At 54.8% G+C, this 13,652-nt stretch carries 15 protein-coding genes; 7 read left to right on the top strand and 8 right to left on the bottom strand.

The features are described 5' to 3' along the window. Window positions 1-38: 38 nt before the first annotated feature. Window positions 39-1,511, bottom strand: a complete 1,473-nt coding sequence (tolC, locus tag AC6I8N_RS17170; RefSeq protein WP_021183455.1) for an outer membrane channel protein TolC — start codon at window positions 1,509-1,511, stop codon at window positions 39-41. Window positions 1,512-1,724: 213 nt separating this feature from the next. On the opposite strand from tolC, the gene nudF reads away from it, so the two are divergent. From nudF to AC6I8N_RS17140, 6 genes are read left to right on the top strand one after another with little or no spacing between them, the layout of a single operon-like run. Then, entirely contained in the window at window positions 1,725-2,360 is a 636-nt protein-coding gene (gene nudF / locus AC6I8N_RS17165; RefSeq protein ID WP_021183454.1) for an ADP-ribose diphosphatase, read from the top strand. Then, window positions 2,357-2,782 (top strand): DUF1249 family protein, encoded by a 426-nt coding sequence (locus AC6I8N_RS17160; protein WP_013510528.1) that lies wholly within the window; start codon window positions 2,357-2,359, stop codon window positions 2,780-2,782. The genes nudF and AC6I8N_RS17160 overlap by 4 nt, the downstream gene beginning before the upstream one ends. Before the next feature lie 43 nt (window positions 2,783-2,825). Then, a complete protein-coding gene (gene cpdA / locus AC6I8N_RS17155; RefSeq protein ID WP_208723591.1) occupies window positions 2,826-3,653 on the top strand; it encodes a 3',5'-cyclic-AMP phosphodiesterase in 828 nt (275 codons plus the stop codon). A 3-nt stretch (window positions 3,654-3,656) separates the two neighbouring features. Beyond that, window positions 3,657-4,238, top strand: a complete 582-nt coding sequence (gene yqiA / locus AC6I8N_RS17150; protein ID WP_021183452.1) for an esterase YqiA — start codon at window positions 3,657-3,659, stop codon at window positions 4,236-4,238. A gap of 47 nt (window positions 4,239-4,285) precedes the next feature. Beyond that, window positions 4,286-6,181 carry a DNA topoisomerase IV subunit B gene (gene parE / locus AC6I8N_RS17145; RefSeq protein ID WP_021183451.1) on the top strand — a complete coding sequence of 632 codons (1,896 nt, stop codon included), beginning with the start codon at window positions 4,286-4,288 and terminating at the stop codon, window positions 6,179-6,181. A gap of 55 nt (window positions 6,182-6,236) precedes the next feature. Then, window positions 6,237-7,136: a LysR substrate-binding domain-containing protein gene (locus AC6I8N_RS17140; RefSeq protein ID WP_021183450.1), complete on the top strand. Its 900-nt coding sequence runs from the start codon at window positions 6,237-6,239 to the stop codon at window positions 7,134-7,136. A gap of 15 nt (window positions 7,137-7,151) precedes the next feature. Here AC6I8N_RS17140 and AC6I8N_RS17135 read toward each other — a convergent pair whose 3' ends face one another. The 3 genes from AC6I8N_RS17135 to AC6I8N_RS17125 all read right to left on the bottom strand — a co-directional run bounded on the left by AC6I8N_RS17135 (window position 7,152) and on the right by AC6I8N_RS17125 (window position 9,366). Continuing rightward, a complete protein-coding gene (locus AC6I8N_RS17135; RefSeq protein WP_497829548.1) occupies window positions 7,152-8,135 on the bottom strand; it encodes an IS110 family RNA-guided transposase in 984 nt (327 codons plus the stop codon). 306 nt (window positions 8,136-8,441) lie between these two features. Further along, window positions 8,442-8,753: a putative quinol monooxygenase gene (locus tag AC6I8N_RS17130; RefSeq protein WP_208723594.1), complete on the bottom strand. Its 312-nt coding sequence runs from the start codon at window positions 8,751-8,753 to the stop codon at window positions 8,442-8,444. A 31-nt stretch (window positions 8,754-8,784) separates the two neighbouring features. After that, window positions 8,785-9,366, bottom strand: a complete 582-nt coding sequence (locus AC6I8N_RS17125) for an NAD(P)H-dependent oxidoreductase (protein ID WP_021183448.1) — start codon at window positions 9,364-9,366, stop codon at window positions 8,785-8,787. Window positions 9,367-9,519: 153 nt separating this feature from the next. On the opposite strand from AC6I8N_RS17125, the gene AC6I8N_RS17120 reads away from it, so the two are divergent. Next, a complete protein-coding gene (locus tag AC6I8N_RS17120; RefSeq protein WP_021183447.1) occupies window positions 9,520-10,287 on the top strand; it encodes a transporter substrate-binding domain-containing protein in 768 nt (255 codons plus the stop codon). 70 nt (window positions 10,288-10,357) lie between these two features. Here AC6I8N_RS17120 and AC6I8N_RS17115 read toward each other — a convergent pair whose 3' ends face one another. The 4 genes from AC6I8N_RS17115 to AC6I8N_RS17100 all read right to left on the bottom strand — a co-directional run bounded on the left by AC6I8N_RS17115 (window position 10,358) and on the right by AC6I8N_RS17100 (window position 13,635). After that, window positions 10,358-11,221, bottom strand: coding sequence for a ketose-bisphosphate aldolase (locus tag AC6I8N_RS17115; protein ID WP_497829547.1), 864 nt, complete (start codon window positions 11,219-11,221; stop codon window positions 10,358-10,360). A 135-nt stretch (window positions 11,222-11,356) separates the two neighbouring features. Then, window positions 11,357-12,208, bottom strand: a complete 852-nt coding sequence (locus tag AC6I8N_RS17110; protein ID WP_497829546.1) for a class II fructose-bisphosphate aldolase — start codon at window positions 12,206-12,208, stop codon at window positions 11,357-11,359. A 9-nt stretch (window positions 12,209-12,217) separates the two neighbouring features. Further along, complete coding sequence (locus tag AC6I8N_RS17105; protein ID WP_021183444.1) at window positions 12,218-13,309, bottom strand: PTS fructose transporter subunit IIC; 1,092 nt, start codon at window positions 13,307-13,309, stop codon at window positions 12,218-12,220. An 11-nt stretch (window positions 13,310-13,320) separates the two neighbouring features. After that, complete coding sequence (locus AC6I8N_RS17100) at window positions 13,321-13,635, bottom strand: PTS fructose transporter subunit IIB (RefSeq protein WP_013510517.1); 315 nt, start codon at window positions 13,633-13,635, stop codon at window positions 13,321-13,323. Window positions 13,636-13,652: the final 17 nt, after the last annotated feature.

Raw genomic sequence — 13,652 nt, 5'->3', positions numbered from 1 at the left:
TTGAATGAGAAAGGGGCCGCTTGCGGCCCCGGAATGGCTTAGTTACTGAAAGGATTGCTGGTGCTACGTGCCGCTGCCGGACGCGCTTTGGCGGCGGCAGATGCAGAAGACGCTTTAGGACCATTATCCACGCTGGCTGCCTGCTGCGAGTTTTCCGGCGCTACCGTTTCTGGCGAGGTGGATGTCTCTTTGCCAAGCTGGCCGTTCAGCAGTTGCAGATCCTGCTCGTTGAGCGTACCCAGCGCATATTTAATATTGAGCTGGTTGATCATGTAGTTATAACGCGCATCCGCTAACTGCTGCTTCGCGTTATACAGCGTCGTGGTGGCATCTAACACATCAACAATGGTACGTGTACCCACCTGATAACCGGCTTCCATCGCATCCAGAGAACTTTGTGAAGACACGACAGCCTGTTTGTAGGCATCGATGCTACTGATCGAGGCGTTCACGTTGTTAAAGGAGGAACGCACGGTCTGAATGGCGCTGCGATGGGCGCTTTCCAACTGCTCGCTGGCGCTGACAAAACTGTACTGCGCCTGTTTCACCTGCGAAGTCACCGAACCACCGCTATACAGCGGCAGGGAGAAGCTCAGACCCACCTGATTAGAACCGGTGATGGAATCAGAAGTGCTGGAGCTTTGATTCGCACGGCTACCGCCGTATTTACTGTTCGACATACCTGTCGAGGCAGTCAGATCCAGTGTCGGCATATGGCCGGTTTCCGCAGAGCGGATTTGCTCACGCGCCAGATCCTGACTCAGGCGTGCAGACAACAGGCTGAGGTTGCGGCTTTCAGCCTCTTTTAACAGCGAACTGACGGCATCAGGACGTTTTGTTTTGAAGCGGTCAATATTCAGCTCCGCCAGCGACAGGTAATCCATGCCGGTGATCTGGCGCAACGCTTCGACAGCGTTATCGAGGGTGTTACGGGCGGTCACTTCGCTCGCCAGTACGCTATCGTACTGCGCGCGGGCGTTCTGCACGTCGGTGATAGCAACCAGACCGACATTAAAGCGTTGTGTTGTCTGATCCAGTTCACGATAAATCGACTGTTTCTGCGCTTCGGTATAAGAAAGGGTATCAATGGCGTTCAGTACATTAAAGTAGGCGGTAGCGGTGTTCAGAATCAGATCCTGTTGGGCGATCTGATAAGTGACATCCTGAATACCGGCAGTTTTTTCCTGCAACGTCAGAGCACGCCATTTCGACATATCGAAAATCGTTTGCGTTAATTGCAGTGATGCGCTGGTCGTGTTGGAATGAAGGCCGCTGCTGTCGCGGAAACCATTGTTATAGGTATAATCTGCACCCAAGCCTAATTGCGGCAGTAACGGGCTGCGCGCTTCATTAATTTTCTCAAAAGCTGCATCGCGATCGGCGGCAGCAGAACGCAGTGTCGGGTTACTTAAACGCGCCTGCTGATAAACCTGCAGCAGGTTCTCTGCCTGGCTGGCAAGGCTGAAACCGCCCAGGCTCAGTCCAATAAAAAGTGGGAGCAGTTTTTTCATTTGCATTCCTTTTGTTGCAGCAAATTGCACTGGTAGCGCTGCAGGTAAGCCAAAAAATAATCGCCGATTCTAGCAGAGACGGCGCGACAGATAAGTTGGCTGAACGTGCCTTCTTCCTCTAATTTACGTAAATAATTCAGAAAGAACCACTCGGACGGAGCACAAGGGTTGGCTTTTCTTCGCTCCATCCCAATCTGCATAAGGAGCCAGAAGATGGCGGATAAAAAAAAATCCCCTGTGACTTTCACAAAAAACGATGTAGAAATTATTGCACGCGAAACACTTTACGACGGTTTTTTTTCCATTGTTCGCTATCGTTTCCGTCATCGTCTTTTTAATGGCGAAATGAGTGGTGAAGTGCAACGCGAAGTTTTTGAGCGCGGCCATGCTGCCGTACTGCTACCCTATGATCCCCTGCGTGATGAAGTTGTGCTGATCGAACAGATCCGCATCCCGGCGCTTGACTCCAGTGCAACGCCCTGGCTGCTGGAGATGGTGGCTGGCATCATTGAACCGGGTGAAACCACGGAGCAGGTGGCGCGTCGCGAAGCCGTTGAAGAAGCGGGCCTCAAGGTTGGGCGCACCAAACCGATAGTGAGTTACCTTGCCAGTCCGGGCGGCACTTCAGAACGCCTGTCGATCCTGGTGGGAGAAGTGGATGCCAGCCAGGCGGAGGGAAATCACGGGCTGGAGGAAGAGAATGAGGATATTCTTGTCCATGTGGTGAGCCGCGAACAGGCTTATCGCTGGGTGGAAGAGGGGATTATCGATAACGCAGCGTCTGTCATCGCCTTGCAATGGCTGGCGTTGCACCATGAAAAACTAAGAGAAGAGTGGAAGCCAAAATGAGACAGCGCTATACCCCTGACTTTCCCGAAATGATGCGCCTGTGCGAAACCAATTTCGCCCAGTTACGCCGCCTGCTGCCAAAAAGCGATGAGGCAGGTGCTTCGGTGACCTATCAGGTGAATGGCGCCAGTTATCAGCTGACCATCGAGGAATCCACCCGTTACACTACGTTGGTGGAAATCCGCCAGGTCGCACCGGCGGTGAGTTACTGGAGTCTGCCGTCGATGTCGGTACGGCTCTACCATGATGCGATGGTCGCTGAAGTGTGTTCCACTCAGCAGATCTATCGTTTTAAAGCGCGCTATGATTACCCTAATAAAAAACTGCATCAGCGCGATGAAAAACATCAGATAAACCAGTTCCTTGCGGATTGGTTACGCTATTGTCTGGCGCACGGTGCTGTGGCACTGCCCGTTTGCTGATAGCGTATAATGCGCGCAATGGCGTGGAGATTAAGGAAACGCTTTGGATAGCCTGCTAACTCTTTCTGCGGCGAGTGGGGCCGATATCAGGATTTTACAAATCACGGATACCCATCTTTTCGCGGGAAAACACCAATCGCTGCTTGGGGTGAACACCTGGTCGAGTTTTGATGCGGTGCTGGATGCCATAGAGGCCCAGCAACGCGATTACGACCTGATTATCGCCACGGGTGATCTTGCTCAGGACCATTCGGTCGAAGCTTATCAGCATTTCGTGGCGGGCATTGCGCGCCTGCCTAAACCCTGCGTCTGGTTGCCGGGCAACCACGATTTCCAACCTGCGATGGTCAACACGCTGGCCGATGCAGGGATTGCAGCAGACAAACATGTGCTGCTGGGGGATCACTGGCAACTGGTGCTGCTGGATAGTCAGGTGTTTGGGGTGCCGCATGGCATGTTGAGCGAATATCAGCTGGAATGGCTGGAAAAAACGCTGGCAAAATTCCCGGAACGGCATACGTTGGTGTTGTTGCACCACCATCCATTGGCCTCAGGATGTACCTGGTTGGATCAACACAGCCTGCGCAATCCTCACCAACTGGAAGCGGTGCTACAGAACTTTCCGCGCGCGCGGAATCTGGTGTGTGGTCACATTCATCAGGAGCTGGATCTCGACTGGCATGGCCGCCGGGTGCTGGCGACACCTTCCACCTGCGTGCAGTTCAAACCGCATTGTACTAACTTCACCATAGATACCGTGGCGCCAGGCTGGCGTTGGTTTACGCTCAAGTCGGATGGCACTTTGCACACCGAAGTGAACCGTTTGCAAAGTGAGGAATTCCGGCCTGATCTTGACTCTGAGGGCTACTAAACGATGGCGGCACTGATTTATCTGCACGGATTCAACAGTTCACCGCTCTCAGCAAAAGCCACGCAACTACAGCTTTGGATGCAGCAACACCATCCGGCGGTTGAGGTGATTGTGCCGCAACTGCCACCGTTCCCGGCAGATGCCGCCCTGATGCTCGAAGATATGGTTTTACAGCACTCGGGTGAGACGCTGGGTCTGGTCGGATCTTCGCTTGGCGGTTATCTCGCCACCTGGTTATCACAATGTTTTATGCTGCCAGCGGTGGTGGTCAATCCCGCCGTTCGGCCCTTTGAACTGCTGGTGGATTATCTCGGTGAGAACCGGAATCCCTACACCGGTCAGCAATATGTGTTAGAGTCACGCCACATTTACGATCTGAAAGTAATGCAGATTGACCCTCTGGAAGCGCCCGATCTAATCTGGCTGCTGCAACAGACCGGCGATGAAGTGCTCGACTATCGTCAGGCGCTGGATTATTACAGCGCGTGCCGTCAGACGGTCGAAGAGGGCGGCAATCATGCTTTTATCGGATTCGAACGCCATTTTGCGCAGATTGTTGATTTTCTTGGGCTAAACCACCCTTGAGAACTGCGTAGTGTGCCAATATTCATATTGCTAATCAGACAGTTACGATGAGCCAATCAAGTTATAATGCCGATGCCATTGAGGTCCTGACCGGCCTTGAACCTGTACGTCGTCGTCCTGGCATGTACACCGACACCACGCGCCCAAACCATCTGGGCCAGGAAGTGATCGATAACAGCGTCGATGAAGCGCTGGCTGGCCACGCCAAACGGGTTGAAGTGATTTTGCATGCTGACCAGTCACTGGAAGTCATTGATGACGGCCGTGGTATGCCGGTTGATATCCACCCGGAAGAAGGGGTGCCGGCGGTTGAGCTGATCCTTTGCCGTCTGCATGCGGGCGGTAAATTCTCCAACAAAAACTACCAGTTCTCCGGTGGCCTGCATGGCGTGGGGATCTCGGTGGTTAACGCCCTGTCAAAACGTGTTGAAGTCACGGTGCGCCGCAACGGCGAAATCTACAACATCGCGTTTGAGAATGGCGACAAAGTACAGGATTTGCACGTTACCGGTACGGTAGCGAAGCGCAACACCGGGACCAGCGTACACTTCTGGCCGGATGAAAGTTTCTTCGACAGCCCCCGCTTTTCCGTTTCCCGCCTGAGCCATCTGCTGAAAGCCAAAGCAGTGCTTTGCCCGGGCGTGGAGATTGTGTTTAAAGATCAGGTCAACAACACCGAGCAGAGCTGGTGCTATCAGGATGGTCTGACCGACTACCTGTGTGAGGCGGTAAACGGCCTGCCGACGCTGCCGGAAAAACCCTTTGTCGGCAGCTTTGCCGGTGATGTGGAAGCGGTTGACTGGGCGCTGCTGTGGCTGCCGGAAGGCGGTGAGCTGCTGACGGAAAGCTACGTCAACCTGATCCCGACCATGCAGGGCGGTACGCATGTCAACGGCCTGCGTCAGGGGCTGTTGGATGCGATGCGTGAATTCTGTGAATTTCGCAATATCCTGCCGCGCGGCGTGAAACTCTCAGCGGAAGATATCTGGGATCGCTGTGCCTATGTGTTGTCGGTAAAAATGCAGGACCCGCAATTCGCCGGGCAGACCAAAGAACGTTTGTCTTCGCGCCAGTGTGCGGCCTTTGTGTCGGCGGTGGTGAAAGATGCCTTCAGCCTGTGGCTGAACCAGAACGTGCAGGCCGCAGAACAGCTGGCGGAGCTGGCGATCTCCAGCGCCCAGCGTCGTATGCGTGCGGCGAAAAAAGTGGTGCGTAAAAAACTCACCAGCGGTCCGGCACTGCCGGGTAAGCTGGCAGACTGTACCGCCCAGGATCTGAATAAAACCGAACTGTTCCTGGTCGAAGGTGACTCCGCAGGCGGATCGGCCAAGCAGGCGCGCGATCGTGAATATCAGGCGATCATGCCGCTGAAAGGTAAGATCCTGAACACCTGGGAAGTGTCTTCTGATGAAGTGCTGGCCTCGCAGGAAGTGCATGATATCTCGGTGGCGATCGGTATCGATCCTGACAGCGACGATCTCAGCCAACTGCGTTACGGCAAGATCTGTATCCTCGCCGATGCGGATTCCGATGGTTTGCACATCGCCACCCTGCTGTGTGCGCTGTTTGTGAAGCATTTCCGCACCCTGGTCCAGAATGGCCACGTCTATGTAGCGATGCCGCCGCTGTACCGTATCGATCTCGGCAAAGAAGTGTATTACGCACTGGATGAAGACGAGAAAGAAGGTGTGCTGGAGCAGCTGAAGCGCAAGAAAGGCAAGCCAAACGTTCAGCGCTTTAAAGGTCTGGGTGAGATGAACCCGCTGCAACTGCGCGAAACCACGCTTGATCCTAACACCCGCCGTCTGGTACAGCTCACCGTCAGCGATGACGATGTGGAGCAGACGCTGCGCGTGATGGACATGTTGCTGGCGAAGAAGCGTTCCGAGGACCGCCGTAACTGGCTGCAAGAAAAAGGCGATTTAGCCGACATCGAAGTTTAAGAAATCAGGGCGCTGCGGCGCCCTTTTTTATCGGCAACGCTGAAGGAAGTAACGTGTGAAGATCACGCTGGAAGAACTACGCGCCTGGGTTACGGTGGTGGATACCGGGTCAATTACCAGCGCCGCTGAGCAACTGCAACAGACCAGTTCTGGTATCAGCCGGGCACTGAGTCGTCTTGAGAGCAAGCTCGAAACCACGCTGCTGCATCGTACCACGCGTCGTCTGGCGTTAACGGAAGAGGGGCAAATCTTTCTCGAACATGCGCGCCAGATCCTCGCCTCCGTGGAGCTGGCGGAGGAACAAATCGCCCAACGACGTGATGTTCCCGCCGGGCGTTTACGCGTCAACGCGGCCGCTCCCTTTATGTTGCATGTGATTGTGCCGCTGGTGGACGCCTTTCGTCAGCGTTTCCCGCAGATTCAGCTGGAACTGAATACCGACGATATCGTGATTGATCTGCTGGAGCAGCAAACCGATATCGCGATTCGTGTCGGCGAATTACGTGATTCCTCGCTGCGTGCGCGGGTGCTGGGCAGCAGCGCGATCCGCCTGCTGGCCAGCCCGGCTTATCTGGCAAAACACGGCATGCCGGAGACGGTAGCCAGTCTGCACGATCATCAACTGCTGGGGTTCAGCCAGTTGGAGGCGCACAATGTCTGGCCGGTGTGGCAGCAGGAAGGAGAATTTCTGCGCGTCAAACCCACGCTGTCGGCATCGAGCGGTGAAACCCTGCGTCAACTGGCGCTGGCCGGTCAGGGCATCGTGCGATTATCCGATTTTGTCAGTCGCGGCGACCGCGTCAGTGGCAGGCTGGTACAGGTGTTGGAAGCGGAAACGCGTGAACTGCGGCTGCCGATTCACGCGGTGTACTACCGCAATCAGTCGCTGGCCTCACGGATTAGCTGTTTTCTGGATTTTTTGCGCGAACAAATCGAAGAGAAAGGCTTACTGTAGCTACCGTCTTGGACGTCAAGCGGTAGCTGCGTAATTTTCATCCCACTTTATCCGCGTTTTCAGCACCCCGAAGCACTGATGAACCAGCTTGCGCATCACCGCTCCAAGCGCGGCCTTGCTGGCTTTGCCCTTCGCGATTAGCCTCTGGTACAGCGCCTTCGCCGGGGCATTCCACCTGATCGCTACGATCGCCGCCATATACAGTTTCGCCCTTACGTCTGCCGGGCCTGTTTTTGACATCCGCGCACGCCCCCTGACTGAGCTCCCGGACGTTTTTTCCACCGGTACCACACCCAGCCACGCAGCGACCTGTGAAGCACTCCGGAACGGACACGAGCGCAGTACCGACAGCATTGTCGTGCCCACCACGCTGCCTATTCCTTTTATCGATTCCAGCAGCTCACGGTCTTCCTTCAGACCCGGATGATTATCTGTGTGGTCTGAGATGAGCGCTTCAATACGCTTCAGCTCGTCCCTGTGGGCTTTCAGGGTTCTCTCCAGCGAGTCAATGATTTCAGGCGCTGTGCGGGTTGAATGGGCTTTTTCCAGTCGGTTCTCCGCCCGCTGGACATCAGCCTGAAGTGAGTCCCGCAGACGCGTCAGCTCCCGAAGTTTACGGACCTCCGGGGAGGGAGGCACCCAGGCATCAGGCTGTTTCAGTTCGCCATAACGGGCCAGGACGTAAGCATCAACGGAGTCGTTTTTAGTCAGGATAGCCATTCCACGGGCGAACTCCCTGACCCGCTGAGGATTGCTGATGCAGACCGTGACGGGAGTATTTTCATGAAGACCGAAGGCGACGTTTTCGTGATAAATGCCGGTCGCTTCGAGCACCACCATCACCTGTTCAGGATGGCATTTTTGCCTGATTAACCAGTCATTTATCTCCCGGTCAGCGTCGGGATGATTTTTGAGGGTTTTGGTTTTCTTTTTCCCGTTGCCGGGCAACAGGCAGAGGTCGAGTTTGTTTTTACTGACATCAATACCGAGATAAATCATAAGACAGCTCCCTTTCACATGAACCATCACGCCATCTTGCCTTGTACATACGAAGTCAGAGCTTCTGGTTACCGTGCAGAGTAGATGCTGGCGTGAAAGGAGAAACGGAGGGCTTTAAGCTACGGCACAAGATCGGGTCTTAAGCGGCGCGACAAGCTGCCTCCGTTTCGTGTAACGGGTAGCTAACCAGTTACAACTTCAAGATACAAGCGGCGCGATTTATCGCGCTGGGTTGGTGCGGTTTGACTCCCTCATCCCGGCCTTCTCCCGCAAGCGGGAGAAGGAGATGATCAGCACCGGGTGCTGTTATTTTTCTGCCGCTTCCAGCACTAAAATCTTCACATCCACCACATCATCTTTGATGGTGGCGCGGTGCGCATCCATGTGCGGCATCTGTTGATGTTGCTCCAGATGACGCAGCGAATCCCACTGCTCCAGCATAAAGATCGAATCGGGTGAATTGTGCTTCCACGGTACCTGCGCCTGATGATCCACCAGCGCGTCATATTGGTGGCAACCCTCTTCCTGCAACACGGTGGGGATCAGGCGATGAATCGCCTCCAGTACCGTGGCACGACGTCCTGGCTTGATACAAATTTCTGCAACGACAGTGAGCATGAGATGTCCTTTTTTCCTGTGGTGTTTACAGTTAAGCAAAAATTTGGCTGAGATGAGTCCGATAACGTGCGATGTCGCGTGGCACATCTGGTTGTTTAATCACGTCATTACAAATAAAGGTCGGCAGCCCGGTCATACCGAGGAACTGATTGGCCTTGTGGAAATGCAGATACACACCATCAACGCCAACCCCTTCGAAGAACTGCTCAGGATCGGTAAAGGCTTCCAGTGGCGCATTCCAGGTCAGCGACAGCATATATTTCTTACCCTGGATCAAACCGCCGGAGCCGTATTTTTTGCTGTCGTCTGAGCGGCTACGACCATCGCTGGCGTAGAGTGAGCCATGACCTTCGGTAAACACGTCATCGATATATTTTTTCACCGTCCAGGGTTCACCCATCCACCAGCCCGGCATTTGATAAATCACCACATCGCTGGCGAGATATTTTTGGACTTCATCGGCCACCACGTAGTGGCTATCCGCCACCGTGATATCGACCTCATGGCCCAAATCGCGCAGCAGGCTGGCTGCCACCTCGGTTAGCGTATGGTTCAGTTCCCCTTTCGAATGGGCGAAGGTTTTACCACCGTCGATAATCAAAATTTTGCTCATGCTGCATGCGCTCCTTATGAGAAATTAACGCTCACTCTACGCGCGCGGACCAGGCAGAAAAATGCGTGTCAGATCACAAGACTTTTGCTTTTAACGCAATAATGCGCCAGCGTGTGGAACAATTGGAATGCAAACACAAAACAGAGAAGAAAAATGAAAACCATGTTATTCAGTGCGTTACTTCTGGTCAGCGGCGTCGCTCAGGCGCAATCTCACCTTGATCAGGTACGCGAAAGCAAAACGCTCAAAGTCTGTACCACCGGGGATTACAAACCGTATAGCTATTTGCGCAGTGACGGGCAGTATGAAGGGTTAGATATCAGCATGGCGCAGTCGCTGGCGGAAAGTCTCGGTGCCAAAGTGCAATGGGTACCCACTACATGGAAAACCCTCAGCGAAGATTTTGTCGCGCAGCATTGCGATATCGCGCTGGGTGGCGTGTCAGTCACTCTGAAGCGCCAGCAAATTGCCTGGTTCGCTCAACCGTTGGGGGTGGATGGCAAAATCCCGTTGGTGCGTTGCGCTGATAAAGCGAAGTATCAAACCATTGAACAAATCAACCAGCCGCAGGTGCGAGTGATTGAACCGGCAGGCGGCACTAACGAAGCCTTTGTGCACAGTCATCTGCCGAACGCTTCGCTGACGCTGTTCCACGATAACGTCACCATTTTTCAGCAACTGGTGGATAACAAAGCGGATGTAATGATCACTGATGCGTCGGAAGCCTTGTTCCAGCAGAAACACTATCCGCAGCTCTGTGCACTTAACCCGGATCAACCGATGCAGTATGGCGAGAAGGCGTACATGATCCCGCGTGATGATATGAGCTGGAAACAGTACGTTGATCAGTGGCTGCATCTCAGTACCGCCACCGGTGATTATGCGCGTATCGCGGAGCAGTGGTTGGGTGTGATTAAATAACCAAACAGCGCGATAAATCGCGCCGCTACAATACCTTGTATAATCCGTAGCGGCGCAATTTATTGCGCGATTAACGATACAAACTGGCTTTGCCCAATCCACCAAACAGGTTCATTTTGTAGCGAATCACCTCTTTTGCAGCGGCAATCGCATCCGGGTAGATCACATTCGGATCCCACCAGGTTTCACGCGCCAGAATCTCGCGCACTTTCTGGAAGTAGGCAAACTTCATGTCACTGGAGATATTGATTTTACCTACGCCCAGCGTCACTGCCTCGGCAATCTCTGCATCCGGGTTAGCGGAGCCGCCATGCAGCACCAGCGGAATGCTCAGACGCTTTGAGATGTCTCGCAGAATATGCATCTGCAATTCTGGCTTCATATCTTTGGGATAGATGCCGTGCGCGGTGCCAATCGCTACCGCCAGAGTATCGACACCGGTACGCTGAACAAAATCCTCGGCCTGGGCTGGTTCGGTGTAGATCACCTTACTCACGCCGCCTTCTACCGTGGTGCCGGTATCGCCAATGGTGCCCAGTTCGCCCTCAACGGAAACGCCCACGGCATGTGCCAGTTTCACCACCTCTTTGGTCAGCGCCACGTTCTCTTCATACGGTAACAGCGAGCCGTCGATCATCACTGAGGTAAAGCCGCACTGGATAGCGCGCAGCACCTGAGCGATGGAAGCACCGTGGTCAAGGTGTAGGGTGAAGGGGACGGTGCTTTTCAGCGTGCGCTCACGGACGTAGCCAAAAAATGCATCAGTAACGAATTCCAGTTCGCTGGGATGGATGGAGATGATCGCCGGGGTTTGAGTCGCCTCAGCTTCCTCGACCACAGCGCGAATAAAGCAGCTATCCGCCACATTAAATGCGCCAATGGCGAAACGGTTTTCACGGGTAGGTGCCAACATCTCTTTCATAGAAATCAACATGTTATGTTTTCCTTAAGGTGATGTTTAGTCAGGGCCGACGGCAACGCCGACCCGATGATGAATAAAATTGGGAAGAAATCTGTCTTCCGTAAACCTGCGCGATAAATCGCGCCGCTACGATGCTGTGCCCGGTAATTAGACCTTACCGGCCGACCCCGACCAGCTCAGATACTCGGCCACCACTTCGCGGCAGGCGGATTCCATCAGCCCGAGCAAATCTGCCAGCTCGGCGTGGGGATGTTGTTTAAGTGCCTGTTGCAAGGCGTTCTTACCGGCATCAAATACCGCTGCGCCAACATTGATCTTGGCGACGCCAAACTGGCTGACGCGGCGCAGATCCTCAGCCGGCGTGCCCGATCCGCCATGCAACGCCATTGGCAAGGGCGACACGGCGTTCAACTCCTGCAAACGCTGGAAGTCAATCTTCGGTTTGACGCCAGCCGGGTATAGCCCATGTGCTGTACCTACCGATACCGCCAGCAGGTCAATGTGCGTCTGCTCCACGAACGGCAGCACGTCGGCCACCTGGGTCATCTTCACCGCCGCATCCGCCAGTTCATAGGTTGGGGCATCGGCGATATGTCCCAGCTCACCCTCGACGCACACCCCAGCGGTATGTGCCATCTTCACCACCTGGCTGGTCTGACGAATGTTCTCCGCCAGCGGTTCAGATGAGGCATCGATCATCAGGCCGGTAAACCCGGCACGAAACGCCTGGCCAATCAGCGGGAAGGCTTTACCGTGGTCAAGTGCCAGCGCCACCGGCACCGTGGCGCTTTCCGCCAAAGCCCGCACCAGCGGCACCGCAAGCGGAGGTGGGAAATGCGTGCTATGCCCCTGATAAACATTGAGGATCAGCGGTGCGCGCTGTTGTTCGGCGGCCTGAATCGCCGCCCGAGTGGTTTCCAGGTTGAAGCAGTTAATCGCCAGCACCGCGTATTGTTGTTTCGCTGCTGCCTGAATCAGGTCATTCATCATGGCAAACATGGTGGCTCCTTATTCCAGTGTGAATTTGATTTCTTCATCGCGGACGCCGGGGGCTTCCACATCGTCGAACTCTTCATCCGCCTGGGTCACGGTTTTCTTCATCAGCGACAGCATCACGCCACACACCACGGTGCCAATGCCGAGCGCCAGACAGAACAGCCAGGGTTTGGTAAACAGCGGCACCACAAACATCCCGCCATGCGGCACCGGCGCTTCCACGCCCCACACCATAATCAGCCCGCCAGCAATCGCCGAGGCGACAACACAGCTGGCAACCACACGCAACAGGTCACGGGCCGCAATCGGGATCACCCCTTCGGTAATCATGCAGATACCCATCGGGAAAGCGGCTTTCAGCGCCTCTTTCTCCGCTTTGGTGTACTTATGCCGTGTCAGCAGGAAGGAGAGGGTGATGCCGAAGGGAGGGATGATGGAGCCGACAAATTTCACCGCCTCTGGACCGTAAATGCCATCCACCAGCATGCCGTCGGCAAACAGCGACATGGTTTTATTGATTGGACCGCCAAAGTCGAAGGTCGCCATCGCACCGAGAATCGCCCCCATGACAAACTTCGAGCCACCCTGCATCGATTCCAGCAGATGAATCAGCGCCTTCTGCAACCAGACAATCGGCTGGCCGATAAAGGTCATCATCAGCAGCCCGGCGATGATGGTACTCAGCAGCGGCAGCACCATGATCGGCATCAGTCCCTGCATTGATTGCGGCAGTTTGATGGTGCGGCGCAGCAGCAACACGGTATAACCGACGAGGAAGCCACCGAGAATGCCACCAATAAATCCGGTGCCGATCTGGCCGCAAATAAACCCGACGATCAAACCTGGGGCAAAACCGGGACGATCGGCAATCGAGTAAGCGATAGCCGCGCTGATCAGCGGCACGATCAGCCCCATCCCCCAGCCACCGATCTGGTTCAACATCCAGGCGATGGTGCCGGTTTGCTTACCGACATCCGGCCCGCCGATCACCTGGCCCAGGGCGATACAGATCCCGGCAGCGACGATCAGCGGGATCATCCAGGAGATACCGGTAAGCAGATGGCCTTTGATCTCCTGACCGTACTGACGTTTGTTGTCACTCATGATGGATCTCCTCAGGCACGCGCCAGTGAATCCGCCACTTTTTCGAGGAATTTCACCGGTGACTTGATCACCACTTCGGTTTTGACCCTCACGATAGGTTTGCCCTGAAAGCGCTCTTCGCCTTTGATCTTGACGTCAACGGCGAGGATCACCACATCGGCTGCGGCGATCGCTTCACGCGTCAGTTCCGTCTCGGTGCCGATGGTGCCCTGAGTTTCGACGTGGATGGTGTGGCCCAGTGCATGGGCGCCCTTAATCAGTTTTTCGCGGGCGATATAGGTATGCGCGATGCCTGCCGTGCAGGCCGCTACACAGACAATATTCATGTGTCACCTCAGAGGAG

The sequence above is a fragment of the Pantoea sp. X-Soil-TKNS-1279 genome, from assembly GCF_059730565.1.
Note: the sequence above shows the minus strand (reverse complement) of the source record. Positions and strands in the feature narration are given on the sequence as shown.